Annotated in this window: 9 protein-coding genes; 3 read left to right on the forward strand and 6 right to left on the reverse strand. The window is 68.9% G+C overall.

The window, feature by feature from the left end; translation table 11 throughout:
• Window position 1: 1 nt before the first annotated feature.
• A complete protein-coding gene (locus JX552_RS12365) occupies window positions 2–1,249 on the reverse strand; it encodes an esterase/lipase family protein (protein ID WP_205877678.1) in 1,248 nt (415 codons plus the stop codon).
• A gap of 125 nt (window positions 1,250–1,374) precedes the next feature.
• Between JX552_RS12365 and JX552_RS12370 the strand changes: the two genes are divergently transcribed.
• Window positions 1,375–2,334 carry a transglutaminase family protein gene (locus tag JX552_RS12370; RefSeq protein WP_205877679.1) on the forward strand — a complete coding sequence of 320 codons (960 nt, stop codon included), beginning with the start codon at window positions 1,375–1,377 and terminating at the stop codon, window positions 2,332–2,334.
• Complete coding sequence (locus JX552_RS12375) at window positions 2,327–3,370, forward strand: zinc-binding metallopeptidase family protein (RefSeq protein ID WP_205877680.1); 1,044 nt, start codon at window positions 2,327–2,329, stop codon at window positions 3,368–3,370. Before JX552_RS12370 ends, JX552_RS12375 begins: the two co-directional genes overlap by 8 nt.
• Window positions 3,371–3,378: 8 nt before the next feature.
• On the opposite strand, the gene JX552_RS12380 is transcribed toward JX552_RS12375, so the two are convergent.
• Genes JX552_RS12380 through JX552_RS12390 form a run of 3 tightly spaced genes read right to left on the reverse strand, consistent with a single transcriptional unit; the run spans window position 3,379 to window position 6,364 of the window.
• Window positions 3,379–3,987: an NUDIX domain-containing protein gene (locus JX552_RS12380; protein WP_241011017.1), complete on the reverse strand. Its 609-nt coding sequence runs from the start codon at window positions 3,985–3,987 to the stop codon at window positions 3,379–3,381.
• Entirely contained in the window at window positions 3,984–5,486 is a 1,503-nt protein-coding gene (locus JX552_RS12385; RefSeq protein ID WP_205877681.1) for a nicotinate phosphoribosyltransferase, read from the reverse strand. The genes JX552_RS12380 and JX552_RS12385 overlap by 4 nt, the downstream gene beginning before the upstream one ends.
• Window positions 5,483–6,364 (reverse strand): ribose-phosphate pyrophosphokinase, encoded by an 882-nt coding sequence (locus JX552_RS12390; RefSeq protein WP_205877682.1) that lies wholly within the window; start codon window positions 6,362–6,364, stop codon window positions 5,483–5,485. Before JX552_RS12390 ends, JX552_RS12385 begins: the two co-directional genes overlap by 4 nt.
• A 150-nt stretch (window positions 6,365–6,514) precedes the next feature.
• Here JX552_RS12390 and JX552_RS12395 point away from each other — a divergent pair, with 150 nt between their 5' ends.
• Window positions 6,515–8,416, forward strand: coding sequence for a PE family protein (locus JX552_RS12395; RefSeq protein ID WP_205877683.1), 1,902 nt, complete (start codon window positions 6,515–6,517; stop codon window positions 8,414–8,416).
• A gap of 23 nt (window positions 8,417–8,439) precedes the next feature.
• Here JX552_RS12395 and JX552_RS12400 read toward each other — a convergent pair whose 3' ends face one another.
• Both JX552_RS12400 and JX552_RS12405 read right to left on the reverse strand, forming a co-directional pair.
• Complete coding sequence (locus JX552_RS12400) at window positions 8,440–11,097, reverse strand: circularly permuted type 2 ATP-grasp protein (protein WP_205877684.1); 2,658 nt, start codon at window positions 11,095–11,097, stop codon at window positions 8,440–8,442.
• Window positions 11,097–14,429 (reverse strand): transglutaminase family protein, encoded by a 3,333-nt coding sequence (locus JX552_RS12405; RefSeq protein WP_205877685.1) that lies wholly within the window; start codon window positions 14,427–14,429, stop codon window positions 11,097–11,099. Before JX552_RS12405 ends, JX552_RS12400 begins: the two co-directional genes overlap by 1 nt.
• Between the last annotated feature and the right edge of the window lie 71 nt (window positions 14,430–14,500).

Here is a 14,500-nt window from a genome sequence, read left to right on the forward strand (position 1 = left end):
TCTAGCCCAGCGATTCCGGTTGCGACAGCGCCGGAGAGTGCGTAATCCACGCCAACAGCTTGTCGTAGATCGAGGGGTGGTTGAGCAGGTCGAAGTGATTCAAACCGGTCAGGGTGAGGCCATGGGCGGACTCGAACGGCACCCTGCGGGACCGGCCTTGGCCGGCGGCGCTTTTCGGGCGCACCAGATGGTCACCCATGAGCAGGCCCACCGCACGCGGGGCGGCGGTGGTGGAGACGAAGTGGTAGACCGCGTGCGGCAGGAAGGGCACCTCCTGGCAGCGGTCGCGAAGAAACTCGTCCGGGTCGCAGTCGCGCCAGTCCTCGTCGAGCAGCGCACCGAACCGCAGGTCCTTGACCCCGGCGCTGCGGGTGTTGAGAAACGCCGCCACGCCCCGTGTCTCGGGCAACTTGGCCAGCGCCCACGCCGCGATGTTGACACCCTTTTCCAGGTCGGCGCCCAGGTGCGGGGAGCCCAGGCACACGACGTGCCGAACCGCGTCGGTCCAGGCGTGGTCCCGGTCACGCCCGTAGTGGCAGGCGCTGCGGGATACCAGCCCACCCATCGAGTGGCCGACCAGCACGACGTCCTCCACCGCCGCCGGCCACAACTCATGCAGCCGGTTGAGCACATCGGCAAGCGCCTGACCGTTCTGCGAGATGTGGTGACCGCTGTTGTAGCGAAGGAACACCGGGGTGAAGTCGAGGTCCTTGCGCAGCCGCTTGCCGTAGGGGCGCGGGTCCTCTGCGGCGCGCGGCGCGCGCCACCATGACCGTTCGGTCATGCACCAGCCGTGCACGAAAACCGCGATCCGCCCGGTGGCCTTGGGGAACGCCCGCGCGATCGACTCCGCGGTCAGCTCGACCGGCTGCCCTTTGCGACGGACCTGCATGGACAGCGCGAAGCCGTTCTCCCGATTCGTCATCTCGTCGCCGTAGATGCCGTTGACCGCGGCGATAGCACCGGCCACCCGCGGACGTGCCTGGACGGTCTCGTGGTCGTCGTTGCTCAAGGTGTGGGCAGCCAGCGCCCCCGCGCCGTAGAGGGAACCGCGCACCGCCCCGTCGACCAGGCTGTAGATGCTCGACGCGGTGGTGTCGTGAACGACCTGTACCGGTTTGGCCGCCGGGCCTATCGAGGTGAATACCCGGCTTGCGATCCCGTGGTGCACATCACGGACCAGGGTGGTCAGCACCCGGGTGCCTTCGCCCGCGAGATCGGCTAGCGACCTTATTTCGTGACCCTGCACGTGCCTGCTCCTTTCCGCCGTTGCTCACCGGGTTCCCGTTTGAAGCCCGGCTAGACCTGGAGTACAGACTGTCAGCATGTGGTGTGAGCTACTCTGGCCGCCACCCGCCGACAGGGAGGTTCGTCTTGCCGTCTGAGGGGCCGTCTGAGGATTCCAACGGCTGGTCGGCCCCGCAGGCCGCGAAACGCTACCGGGTCACCCACCGCACGGAGTACCGCTATTCCGACGTTGTGACCAGCTCGTACGGGCGCGGGTTCCTCACTCCACGCGACTCATTGCGGCAGCGCTGCGTGGCGCACGAACTGCTCATCAACCCTGCCCCGGCCGACAGCTCCACCAGCCGCGACACGTACGGCAACATCAGCTCGTATTTCCACGTCACCGAGCCGCACCGCGCCCTGACCATCGTCAGCGACTCGATCGTCGACGTTGCGCCACACGCAGCCGGGATCTACAGCACCGGACCGGCACTGCGACCGTGGGAGCAAGCACGGCCCAGCGGTGGGCAGGGAGCGTTGGCCAGCGACTTCGTCCTGGACCTGACACCGCCCGAAATCACCGATGAGGTCCGCGAGTACGCGGCACCCAGCTTCGAGCCCGGACGCCCGCTGGTCGAGGTGCTGCGCGACCTCGCTTCGCGAATTTTCCGGGATTTCACCTACCGCTCGGGGTCGACAACGGTTTCGACCCGGGTCAATGAGGTTCTTTCCGCCCGGGAAGGGGTATGCCAGGACTTCGCGCGGTTGGCGATCGCCTGCCTGCGCGCCCATGGTTTGGCGGCCTGCTACGTGTCCGGTTATCTGGCCACCGACCCACCCCCGGGAAAGGATCGAATGATAGGCATTGACGCCACCCACGCCTGGGCGTCGGTGTGGACGCCGCAGCAGCCGGGTCAGTTCGAGTGGTTGGGACTCGATCCCACCAACGACCAACTGGTTGACCAGCGTTACATCGTGGTCGGACGCGGGCGCGACTACGCGGACGTGCCGCCGTTGCGCGGCATCATCTATACGAACTCCGAACGCAGCGTCATCGACGTCGGCGTCGACGTCGTCCCGTTCGAAGGGGATGCGCTACATGCGTGACTTCCACTGCCCCAACTGCGGCCAGCGCCTGGCATTCGAGAACTCCGAGTGCCTGTCCTGCCACAGCTCGCTGGGGTTCTCCCTGAACCAGATGGCACTGCTGGTGATCGCCAAGCGCGACGAAGACAGCGAGCACGCTGGCGCGGTGGCCGCCAACGAGTATCAACTCTGCGCCAATCTCTACGTTGCCGAATGCAATTGGCTGGTTCCCGTAGGCCATCCGGGCGGCCTGTGCGAGTCGTGCTCGCTGACGATCGAGCGGCCCAACGACAACGACACCGTCGGGATGGCGGAGTTCGCCCGCGCCGAGGCGGCCAAGCGGCGGCTCGTCGCCGAACTGCACGAGCTGAGTCTGCCGATCATCGGGCGCGACCAGGACCCCGACTACGGATTGGCTTTCCGCTTGCTCTCCAGCGCGCACGAGAACGTGATCACCGGGCACGAGAACGGGGTCATCACCCTGGATCTGGCCGAGGGCGACGACGTGCACCGCGAGCAGCTGCGGGTGGAGATGGAAGAGCCGTACCGCACCCTGCTCGGTCACTTCCGCCACGAGGTCGGGCACTACTACTTCTACCGGCTGATCCGCTCGCCCGAGTACTTGCAGCAATTCGACGAGTTGTTCGGTGACCCCGACGCTGACTATCAGGCGGCGTTGGACCGTCATTACAGCCAGGGCGCGCCGGAGGGCTGGCAGGAGACGTTCGTCTCGTCGTACGCGACCATGCACCCGGCCGAAGACTGGGCGGAGACGTTCGCGCACTATCTGCACATCCGGGACACCCTGGACACCTCGGCGTCCTGCGGCCTGGCCCCGGCGGCAGCGACCTTCGACCGACCGCCTCTGGGACCCAGCGCTTTTCCCACCATCATCGAGATGTGGCTGCCGCTGTCCTGGTCGCTGAACATGGTGAACCGATCGATGGGCCACGACGACCTCTACCCGTTCGTGCTGCCGCCCGCGGTGCTGAACAAGATGCAGCTCGTGCACACCGTGATCGAAGAGATGACGTCGCAGTTGCGGGCCGTCAGCTGAGGGCGCGTTTACCGGGGCGGCCGGCGATAGACGCGGGCGGGCCGTCCGGACCCGGCGGGTTTGCGTGACCGGCCGGTCCGTGCGTAGAGCGGGGAACGGTCCAGGCGTGCTCGTGCGGCCGTATCGGTGATCGCGGTGCAGGCTCGCAGCAGCGAGTAGACCTCGACGAACGTGGTTTCCGGACCGAGTAGGGCATAGGTGGTGCTCGCATCGGCCAGTAGGCGCTCGCCGATCCGGGTCAGCGCGGCATGGGCAATGGCGTTGTGCTGGAACGGCATCGCGTCGGGAATCTCTGCGACCGCAATGGCTCCTTCGGTACCGCCTGGAACGCGTGCCGCCACGACGATGGACACGGTGTGTCCGCGCTCGTCGCGCGCCGGGTCGCTGACCACGTCGACGACCACGATGCCGCCGGTGATTTCCGTGCCGGCCTTGTCGCGCACAATCCTTCTGGCGGCCTGCTCGACGGTCTCACCTTGCTCGGCGGCCAGCAACCCGCCGGGCAACGTCGTCGCTCCGCGGTGCGGGGTGCCGGCGCGCCGGATGAGCACGATGCGCGACACCGGCTCGTCCTCGGTGAGTGCCACCACATCGACGCTGAGCCAGGTCTGAGTCACGTGCGGGCCCAGTGATCGCGAATCGCGCTCTCGCGGCGCAGGTTCGCGCGCACCTCGGCGAAGGATCGGCAGCGCTGCAGCTCTCCGTCTTCGAAGACCGTCTGCAGTTCATCGTCGGCGTCGTGGTCGGCGTGCTCGATCAGGTAGGGGCGACCGTCGGTGCGCCGGCGCACGGCCAGCCGCCCGGTGGCCGACTTCTTGGAGCCGTCGTCGGTGATCGGGTCTTTGAGGATGTCGCGGCCCTGACCGTCGACCTGGACCCAGGTGGCTTTGACGGCCATCTTGAACGTGTCGCGGGTCTGGTACTGGTATGTGTAGGACCCGAACCCGAAAACGACTGCGGTAGAGGCAAAACCCTGATCCATCAGGTTTCGGGTGATGGAGTCGGCGCGTTCGTAGGTGATCGAATCCCCATAGATGGCGCCGACATGCGGGTCGAGTTCCCGATAGCCTTTGTCGTTGACGACGGTCCCGAACGTCTCCGCGAGCAGCCGCACCACACCCTGGTGTTCGGGTGTGCCCGCGGGGGCCTCCGGATCGCCGCACAGGATCAGCTCCGGGTCGCCCGAGTCGGGCCTGATCACAAGTCTGCCGCTGCGGGACATGATCTCGTCTGCGCGCGCCGGCAGATACTCGGTGAGCACCCGCCACAGGTTCCAGGTGTCGGAGACGACGGACAGGGTGCCGGACGGGTACAGCGCGAGCAGGCGATCGAAGGTCTGCAGCTCGCCGTCTTGGCCGCCGGCGCACATCACCGAGTGCTCGGTGGCCGGGACGCTGGCCCCGATCAGCTCGCCGTCGTTTCCCGGGTAGTACTGCTGGACGTAGCGGATGGCGGGCAGCGTATCGGTTCCGGTGAAGCTGAGCAGGTGGCCCGCTCCTGATGCGGCCGCGGCTTCGGTGCCGGACATTCCGCGGTAGGCGAATTCGTGGCCCTGAAACTTCACCGCGTCCTCGTCGCCGGACAGCGCCGCCCGCTCGTCGAGCAGTGCGCGGTTGCGCCATGCCAGCGTGGCGCTGGTGATCGGTTGCCACAGCTGCGCGGACAGTTCGGTCTCGAGATAGTTCGTCAGCCAGAAGAATCGGCGGTCGGTGTTCTCGACCGTCAGGTAGGGCACCCGCAGCGGGATCAGCGTCCCCTCCTGGACCGCCCGCACCCGCAACGGCAGGTACCCCAACGAGTGCAGCTCCCGAAAATGTTCGGCGCCAATATCATTGGGGCCCAGCAGGGCCGCCACGAACTGCTCGTACCCGGTCAGCACCCCGTCGAGTTCGTCGGGGTCGAGGTCGAAGAACACCTGCCAACGCTGCCGCAGTTGTTGAAGGTAGGCCTGCAGCCCGAAAAATACGGTGGCATCGACGTCGGCAAGCCGGGTGCCGCGCGCGGTGAGGTTCGAATAGACGAATTCGGTCCCCTTCGGATATTGGCGGCGGTGGTCCAGTTTGTAGGCGTCGGTGGCCAGCAAGGTGTCCAGCGCGCGCTCCTGGCTGTCGTTCATGACTGTGTCCCTTCAGGATTGGTGACGACGCGGCGCACCGTCTGCGTGACGTACGGAGCCAGATCGGTGATCCGGACGTGTTCGCCGCGCGCGCTCGTCAGTGAGTCGGTGGCATAGACGCACTGGTATCCGGCCAGCGCATTCCGGGAGTGTTCGGGACCGGTGAAGCCTCCGTGAGTCACCCACAGGTCCAGCGATACCTCCGCCGGTATCGCCTGCCTGAGCAGCGCGAAAGTGCCACCGCCGTCGCAGATGTCGTCCACCACCAGGAACCGGCCGGTCAGCACGCCGTCGGGAGCGGTGTAGCCCTTGAGCTTTCCGGTGGCCTGGTCCCGTGATTTCGACGCGAGGAACACCGGCACGCCGAGGTTGTCGGCCACCAGTGCGGCTCGCCCTTTCGATCCGGCGTCCGGTCCGATCACCCCCTGATAGGGACCGCTGTCGCGCACGGCATCGCTGACGATCGTGGCCAGGTCGAGTTCCCAGCGGCCGATGGTCGGGTCCGTCGCGCTCATCGCATTCAGCCACACCGGGGAGTGTGGGTCGACGGCGACGATGTCGGTGATGCCCGAGAGCGCCGCCAACCTGGCGTTGGTTCGCGCGGGGCTGGGCATGTCCTTGTCACCCCGGGCGCTCGGCAGGTACGGCATCACCAGTACCCGGCGGGCAGCCGCCGCGACCAGGGATGCCCAGTTGAACACCACAGACCAGTCCGGGCAGGACGTGCGTACCCACAGCCCCTGAACACGGGGGGAGAGTTCGGCACCGGACGTGCGCCGCACGGTCACATCACCCATCGGGTAGGCGAACACCTCGACCGGTTCGGGTGTGAGTGCGCCGGTGTCGGCGTCGAGAGTGAAGAACTCGTAATCGGTCATGGGCCCACGCTAGCACGATTACTCACAAATTGTGAGAAATAGTTGGACTGGGCGCGAAGCGTGCTGCCGGCGGAGTCGCCCGTTCGCCGTCGAGGGCCGGCAGTTGAGCGCTAGTCTGTGTAATCCCGAAGCTCAGGCGAGAGGACACCGATGTCGTACCTACTGGCACTCCCAGACCAAATAGCTTTGGCCGCAGCGGATTTGGTGAGTATCGACGCCACCCTCGGTGCCGCCAACCGGGCCGCGGCGGTTCCTACCACCGCGGTACCGGCCGCCGGCGCCGACGAGGTCTCTGCGGCGGTGGCTTCATTTTTTGCCCGGCATGGACGGCACTATCAGGCCGCCAGCGATCAGGTGGCAACCTTCCACCAGCGGTTCGTTCAGTTGATGAAGCTGGGGGCATCGTCATATGCGGTGGCCGAGGCCGCGAATGCCGATCCGCTCCAGGCCGTTCTCGGCCTGATCAATGCGCCCACTCAGACGCTGCTGGGGCGCCCCCTGATCGGCAACGGCGCCGATGCGACGACGCCCGGCGGGGCTGGTGGCGCCGGTGGGTTGTTGTACGGGAATGGGGGAAACGGCGCCGCTGGTGCGGCCAACCAAGCCGGCGGTGTCGGCGGCGCGGCCGGCCTGATCGGCAACGGTGGGTCCGGGGGTGCAGGTGGGGTCGGCGCGGCGGGCGGCGCCGGCGGACACGGTGGTTGGTGGTACGGCAACGGAGGGTCGGGCGGCCAGGGTGGCAGTGGAATTGCCGGGACAGTGGGCAACAACGGGGGAAATGCGGGCAGTGGTGGTACGGGAGGCGCCGCCGGCTTGTGGGGCGCGGGTGGGGCCGGTGGGCAAGGGGGAACCGGCGGAGCGGCCGGGGGTACCGGAGTCGGCTCGGCACTGGGCGTGGCTGCCGGCAGTGGCGGCCGCGGTGGCGACGGGGGTTCCGGTGGATGGCTGGTCGGTAACGCCGGAGCGGGCGGTCAAGGAGGGTTGGGCGGCGACGGGAGCAACGGCGGCGGCGGACGCTTCGGCGGCAGTGGTGGTACCGGGGGCGGTGGCGGTGCCGCCGGATTGTTCGGCGACGGCGGCACCGGCGGAGCCGGCGGTGCGGGCGGTCTGAACGGTGGTGTTGGCGGCGGCGGTGGCGTCGGGGGCCTGGGCGGCGACGGTGGCCGTGGTGGATGGGTGTCCGGTAACGGTGGCGTCGGCGGGCAGGGCGGAGCGGGTGGACCGGGCAATTACATCGACAACCTGGTGATCCGCATTGGGACCTATGGCGGTGCCGGCGGGATGGGTGGCGCCGGTGGCGCCGCCGGTCTGTTCGGTACCGGCGGACAAGGCGGGGCCGGAGGCGCCGGCGGAGTCACCGGATTGGTCCTGGACCCCGTCACCGAACCCGGCGCTTTCGCGGGAGCGGGCGGGGCCGGGGGTAGCGGCGGCCACGGCGGTTTGCTGAACGGCACTGGCGGGGCGGGCGGCCAAGGTGGCGTCGGCGGCGCCGGCAGAATCGCGCCAGGCGCTGGTTCGTTCGGCGGCAACGGCGGCGCCGGCGGAGATGGTGGCGCCGGCGGGTTGTTCGGCGCGGGCGGTGCGGGCGCGGCCGGTGGTGCCGGTGGTGTCAGCGGCCGATCCGGGGCAGGCATCGGTGGCGACGGTGGGACCGGCGGCGCCGGTGGTGTCCTCGTCGGCGCCGGTGGCACGGGCGGCCAGGGCGGAGCGGGTGGCGCCGGGATTCAAGTGGGCCTGACCACCGGCATCGGCGGCGGCGGTGGTGACGGCGGCAACGGCGGCGCCGGCGGCGGTCTGTTCGGCAACGGCGGGGGCGGCGGCAACGGCGGTTCCGGCGGCCTGTCCTCCGTCCCGAGCGCTGCCGGCGCCAACGGGGGCAGCGGCGGCAACGGCGGGTCGGCTCAACTGATCGGCAACGGTGGCGGCGGTGGCACGGGCGGTGCCGGCGGTACGGGCGGTCCGGCCGGGGCAAAGCCGGCGGGCAACACGGGCGTCGCAGGGCTGGCAGGCGTAGGTGGGACCGGCGGGCAGCTGTTCGGTCAACCCGCCTGAACCTCTCGCGCGGTCGGGGCCAACTAGGCGGGCATCGTGCGGCGCTCGTCGGGTCCGCCCCACAGCGGCTGCATGCCACCGGGCAGGGCCAGCTGCGTCGCGGTGATCACGTCGGACAGATCGCGCAGCGCGGTGTGCACAGCACCGAGTAACTCGGCCAGCTCCTCGCGGCTGCCGTCGGTGATCTCTTCGAGCTCAGCAGGATCCGAGCGGCGCAGGCGGGCGCTGATCTCGTCGACGATCCGTTCCGGACGCGACGATCCCGTCGAACTCGGCAGGTTCTTGAGGTTGATACGCAGCCGCTCCAACTGGAATTGCAGCGACCGGGGGTTCTGCCCGTCGAACAGCATCAGGTCGGTCACCGCCGCGACGCTGATCTTGCCCAGCGTGCGCCGCCGATAGATCACCGAGGACTCGCAGGCCTCGAGCATCGCCTCCACGATGGACTGCTCGGCGACGGTGCCGCGCACGGCGGTCAGGGTGTCGGTCAGCAACGCGCTCAGCCACAGGCCCCGTTCGATGCGCTTACCGATGTCCATCATCGTCCAGCCGACGTCATGCACCATCGACTCGCTCGCCACCCCGGCCAACGTCAGCATGCCGGCCAGCGCCTGTGACTGCGCCGAGGCCAACAAGGCGTCGGCCTCGGCCAGCGACTGCGGCGGGTCAGACCGCAGCCCCACGGCGCGCTCCACGTTGGTCAGCACCATCCAGGTGTCGTTGGACAACTGGTCGCGCACCGCCCGGGCGCACAGTGCCAGTCCTTCCACCGACTGGATCAGCGATCCCGGCCGGTCCAGATCCACGGTCATCGACCACAGCATCGAGGGCGCCACGGCGATCATCTCCGCCTTGTCCGATTCGCCGTCATCGGTTGCCCCGGTGTCGGTCCCGGTGATCTTGCCCAACGCGGCCATCAGGACCGGCACGCATTCGCTCTCTTCGGTGTCCTGGTGGTGGCGGTAGACGTGGTAGCGTTCCCGCGCCACGATCAGCAACCGGGCCATGTTCTCGGCGCGTTCCCCGTAGCGTCCCATCCAGAACAGGTCGGAAAGTACGCGCGGCGAACTGACGGCGAAGGTGCCCGCGCCGGTCTTCGCGGGTGGCCGGGCCGACGGCAGGGTGATCATCTCGGCGATCGCCCGTTCCGTCGGGCGAACCCAGATATCCTTGGCGGCAACGGTTTTGAGTGTGTAGGCGTCAGGTCCGGGCGCCACCACGTACCCCAGGCCGCCGATCATCGGTGCGTAGCCACTGCGTTGGGCGACGGTGAACAACCGCATCCCCACGCCGGCCGAGGACAACACCCCGGCGTGGTCGGTGGGCGCCGAGGAGAACGTGGGCAGTTCCTGGCCGGCCCACCGCCACGGCGCCGCCTCGATCCGCGCCGCGAGTTCGGTCAACTGTGCTGCCGAAAGAGTCGGCCCGACAAGGGTTTCGCCGCCGTCAGTGGGTTTGATCAACAGGGACGACAGGTTGGCCAGCAGGTGCGACAGTTCAGCGGGAACGCCGCCCCAGTAGACCGGCGCGGTGGGTAGCAGCGGCTCCTCGCCGAGCAGGCGCTCGGCCATCTCCGGCAGAAAGCGCAGCAGCCCAGGGCTTTCCAGGATGCCGCTGCCGAGGGTGTTGACCACGGTGACCGTTCCGCGGTGCAGCGCCTCCACCAGACCGACTACGCCGAGCCGGGAGTCCGCGCGCAGATCCAACGGGTCGGCGTACAAGGCGTCGACCCGGCGCAACACCACGTCGACGCGTTTGAGGGTGCCCAGCGACCGCATCCACAGTTTGCCGTCGCGCACCACCAGGTCGGCGCTCTCCACCAGCGGAAAACCCAGCAGCGTCGCCAGATACGCCTGGTCGAACGCGGTCTCGGAGTAGATGCCTGGGCTGAGTACCACCACCACCGGGTCCTGCACCACGTCGGGCGCGGCGTCGATCAGGCCCAGCCGCAGCGCCTGGGCGAACGGCGTGGTCGGCCGCGGGGCGATGCGCTCGTAGAGGTCGGGAATCGCGTGCGCCAGCACCCGCCGGTCAGCCAGCGCATAGCCGGCGCCCGAGGGGGCCTGCGTCCAGTCCGCGTTGACCTGGAACCCGCCGTACGGCAACCGGCTCAGATCGCAGCCGTGCATGAATAACTGGTGGTGACCGGGCACCTTGATTCCGTTGGCGGGCCGCACGTAACCGGGGTGGGCGAACACCAGCTGGGCCGGCAGCAGGCCTTCGGTGAGCAGGCTGCGCGGCCCGTACAGATCGGCGAGCACGGCATCCAGCAGGCGTGAGCGCTGCACCAGCCCGGCTTCCAGCACCGCCCAGTCGGCCGCGGAAACCACCAGCGGCAACGTGTCCAGGCTCCACGGCCCCGGCTCGGGCCCGTGACCGGCGGTGGGTGGCCCCTCGCGCGACGGGTCGGTGCCGGTGTAGGTGATGCCGTCGTGGTCGATGAGGCCGTGCACCACCGAACGCATCCGTTCCAGCCCTGCGCGGCCGCCCTGGGAGATGGTGTCGGCCAGCTCGGTCCAGGTGGCGCGCACATCGCCGTCGGTGTCGACGAACTCGTCGTAGCCGCCGCCGGGTCCGTCGCGCAGGTCGAACAGGGCTTCCTGGGCGCGCGCAGTCCGGTAACCGGCAAGCAGCCGGTCGACGTCGTAGCGGTCATCGACCGAGAAATCTGGAAGCGCCATTACTGCTGCACGGTACGCACGCGCCGTAGATCGAGGATGCCCGGCGCGCCGATGTCGGTGAGGAATCGCGCCTGCTTTTCCCGCAGCCCGGCCAGGTCGAACTTGCCCGGGGTGAACCCGGTTGCCTCGAAACGGCGGGCGCGGCGCGACTCGGCCTCGACGGCGTTGACGGGTGGCTCGTCGTAGGCGCGTCCGCCGGGATGGGAGACGTGGTAGGTGCAACCGCCGCGCGAGGTCCCGGTGGTCAGGTCGATGAGCTCGAATTGCAGCGGCACATCGGTGGAGATGGTGGGGTGCAGCGCACTGGGCGGCTGCCACGCCTTGAAACGCACCCCGCCGACATGGATGTCAGGGTTGTCGGTGGCCAGCAGCGGGACTGGATAGCCGTTGCAGATCACGGCGTAGCGGTGCCGGTCGGCGCCGATGATTCGGACCTGCACGCGTTCGACCGACGAGTCGACGTAGCGGGCGGTGCCGGTACCGGTCGACTCCTCACCCAGGGTGTTCCACGGTTCGATGGCGCCGCGAAGTTCGATCTCCACGCCGTCGAACACCGCGGTGCCGATGCGCGGGAAGCGAAACTCGGTGAACGGGTCCAGCCAACTTGTCTCGAACCCGATGCCGTGGGCGCGCAGATCGGCCGCCACGTCGGCGATGTCGTGAATAAGGAAGTGCGGCAACAGGTATCGCCCGTGCAGGTTGGCGCCATGGCGGATCAGCGGGGCGCGTAGCGGCTGCTCCCAGAACCACGCCACCAGCGAGCGCACCAGCAGCGACTGCACCATCGCCATACGCAGGTGCGGCGGCATCTCGAAGCCCCGTAGCTCCAGCAGTCCGAGCCGGCCGCGGGCGCCTTCGGGACTGTAGAGCTTGTCGATGCAGAATTCCGCGCGGTGGGTGTTGCCGGTGATGTCGGTGAGCAGATGACGCAGCGCCCGGTCGGTCACCCACGGCTTGGCTGCCCCACCGGCGCACAAGCGCGCGATCTCCGCGAAGGCGATCTCCAGCTCGTAGAGCGCCTCGGCGCGGCCCTCGTCCACTCGCGGCGCCTGTGAGGTGGTGCCGATGAACCGCCCGGCGAACAGGTAGGACAGCGAGGGGTGACGCTGCCAGTAGGTCAGCAGCGACACCAGCAGGTCCGGGCGGCGCAGCAGCGGCGAATCAGCCGGCGTGACGCCGCCGAGGGTGATGTGGTTGCCGCCGCCGGTGCCGCCGTGGGTGCCGTCGATGTCGAACGACTCGGTGGACAGCCGAGCCAGCCGGGCCTGGGCATAGAGGGTTTCCAGCTGGCGGCGCTGCTCGTCGAAGCTGGCGGTCGGGGCGACGTTGACCTCGATGACGCCCGGGTCCGGGGTGATCGTCGTCGAGCTGAGGCGGGGATCCGGCGGCGGGCCGTACCCCTCAATCACCACCGGCGTGTCGACCTTTATTACCGCGGCCTCGATGCGTGCGACCAGGTCGACGAAATCTTCCAGTGCCTCGGTCGGCGGCATAAACACGTGGAGCAGCCCGTCGCGCACCTCGGCGACCAGCGCGGTCGTCGGGGCGTCGTGGGGTTCGACCAGCACCGCCTGGTCGGGTCCGGCCGGGGGCAGCGCGTTGCTGATCCCCACCGGATCGACGGCGAACGAGGCCGGCGGTGGGCTCCAGCTGATCGAGTTCAGCGGCAGCCGCAGACCTGCCGGCGAATCGCCCTCGGTCAGCACCAGGCGGCCCCGGCGCAGCCGCCAGTCGGCGCTGGCCCAGCCGCTGCCGTCGTCGCGGCGGTGCACCGGAAGCACGAAGGCCGACGGCGTGGTGACGGCCTCGTCCAGGCGCGCCAGCAACTCGGACCGCCGCTCGTCCCCGTCGTCAGCCAGGTCGTCGTCGGCGGCTACCGCATCGCCGGCCGGCAACCGCACCGCGGCGGCAAGTCGGGCCAGCGGGTCCTCGAAGGCCGGGCGCACCTGTGACAGCGGCAGCCCGAGGCTCTCGGCGACCCCCGCCAGTACGTCGTGCGCGACCTCGGCCTCGACCGGATCGGCCTCGACCGGATCGGCCTCGGCGGACCCCCACGGATCGGCCAGCAAAGCCTCGTTGACCCACAGCGGGCGCCCGTCGGTGCGCCAATACAAGCCGATCTGCCAGCGCGGCAACGGCTCTCCCGGGTACCACTTGCCCTGGTTGCGCTGCACCAGGCCCTGCGGCGCCCACTGCGCCTTCAACCGGGCGGCCAGATCCGATGCCAGCTTCCGCTTGTGCGGACCGTCCGCGGCGGTGCGCCATTCCGCGTCGACCTGGTTGTCGACCGACACGAACGTCGGCTCACCGCCGATGGTCAGACGGACATCGCCGGCGGCCAGTCGCTCGTCGACGTGGTGGCCCACCGCGCAGATCGTGTCCCACGCGTCGTCGGTGTAGGGCAGCGTCACCCGCGGGTCCTCGTGAACGCGGGTGACGGTGTTGGAGAACTCCATCACCGAACTGCACGGTTCGGTGCTCCCGGTGATGGGCGCCGCGGAGGCCGGGTGCGGTGTGGCCGCCAGCGGGATGTGTCCTTCGCCGGCGAACAGCCCCGAGGTGGGGTCCAGACCGATCCAGCCCGCGCCCGGGATGTACACCTCGGTCCAGGCGTGCAGGTCGGTGAAGTCGGCGGCGGGCCCGGACGGTCCGTCGAGCGCTTCCACGTCCGAGGCCAGCTGCACCAAATAGCCCGAGACGAACCGGGCGGCCAGCCCCAGCTGACGCAGGATCGACACCAGCAGCCACGCCGAGTCGCGGCACGAGCCGACACCGCTGCGCAGCGTGAAGTCCGGGGTCTGGACGCCGGGTTCCATCCGCAGGCTGTAGGTGACATCGACGTTGATCGCCCGGTTCAGCGCGACCAGGAAGTCGATGGTGCGGGTGCCGTCGGGCACCGAGAAGTTGCGCACCCACGCCTGCGACAGATCGCCGGGCCCGGACCCCTCGCCGTCCTCGTCGACGGGACGCAGGTACGGCTCCAGGTCGTCAGCCAGCGCCTTGTCGTAGAGCGACCTGCCCGAATGCCACGTCTCCGCCCAGTCCTCGATGAAGAAGTCGAACGGGTTGATCACCTTGAGGTCGGCGATCAGGCCGACCGTGATGGTCAACTCCCGCGTGGGCTTGGGAAACACCAGGCGGGCGAGGAAATTGCCCAGCGCGTCCTGCTGCCAGTTGATGAAGTGCTCGGCCGGTTCGACGCGCAGCGAGTACGCCTCGATCGGCGTGCGCGAGTGTGGCGCCGGTCGCAGCCGCACCACATGGGGATAGACCTGGACCAGCTTGTCAAAGGTGTAACTGGTGCGGTGCTCCAGTGCAACTTTGATGCTCATAACCGCTGATCCCATCACAAGAGACAGCCGCCCGCAGCGCGCGCCGGTGATGGCTTGCGTTGCGGGCGGCT

Origin of the sequence: Mycobacterium gordonae, from assembly GCF_017086405.1 — a bacterium.
GTDB lineage: Bacteria > Actinomycetota > Actinomycetes > Mycobacteriales > Mycobacteriaceae > Mycobacterium > Mycobacterium gordonae_D.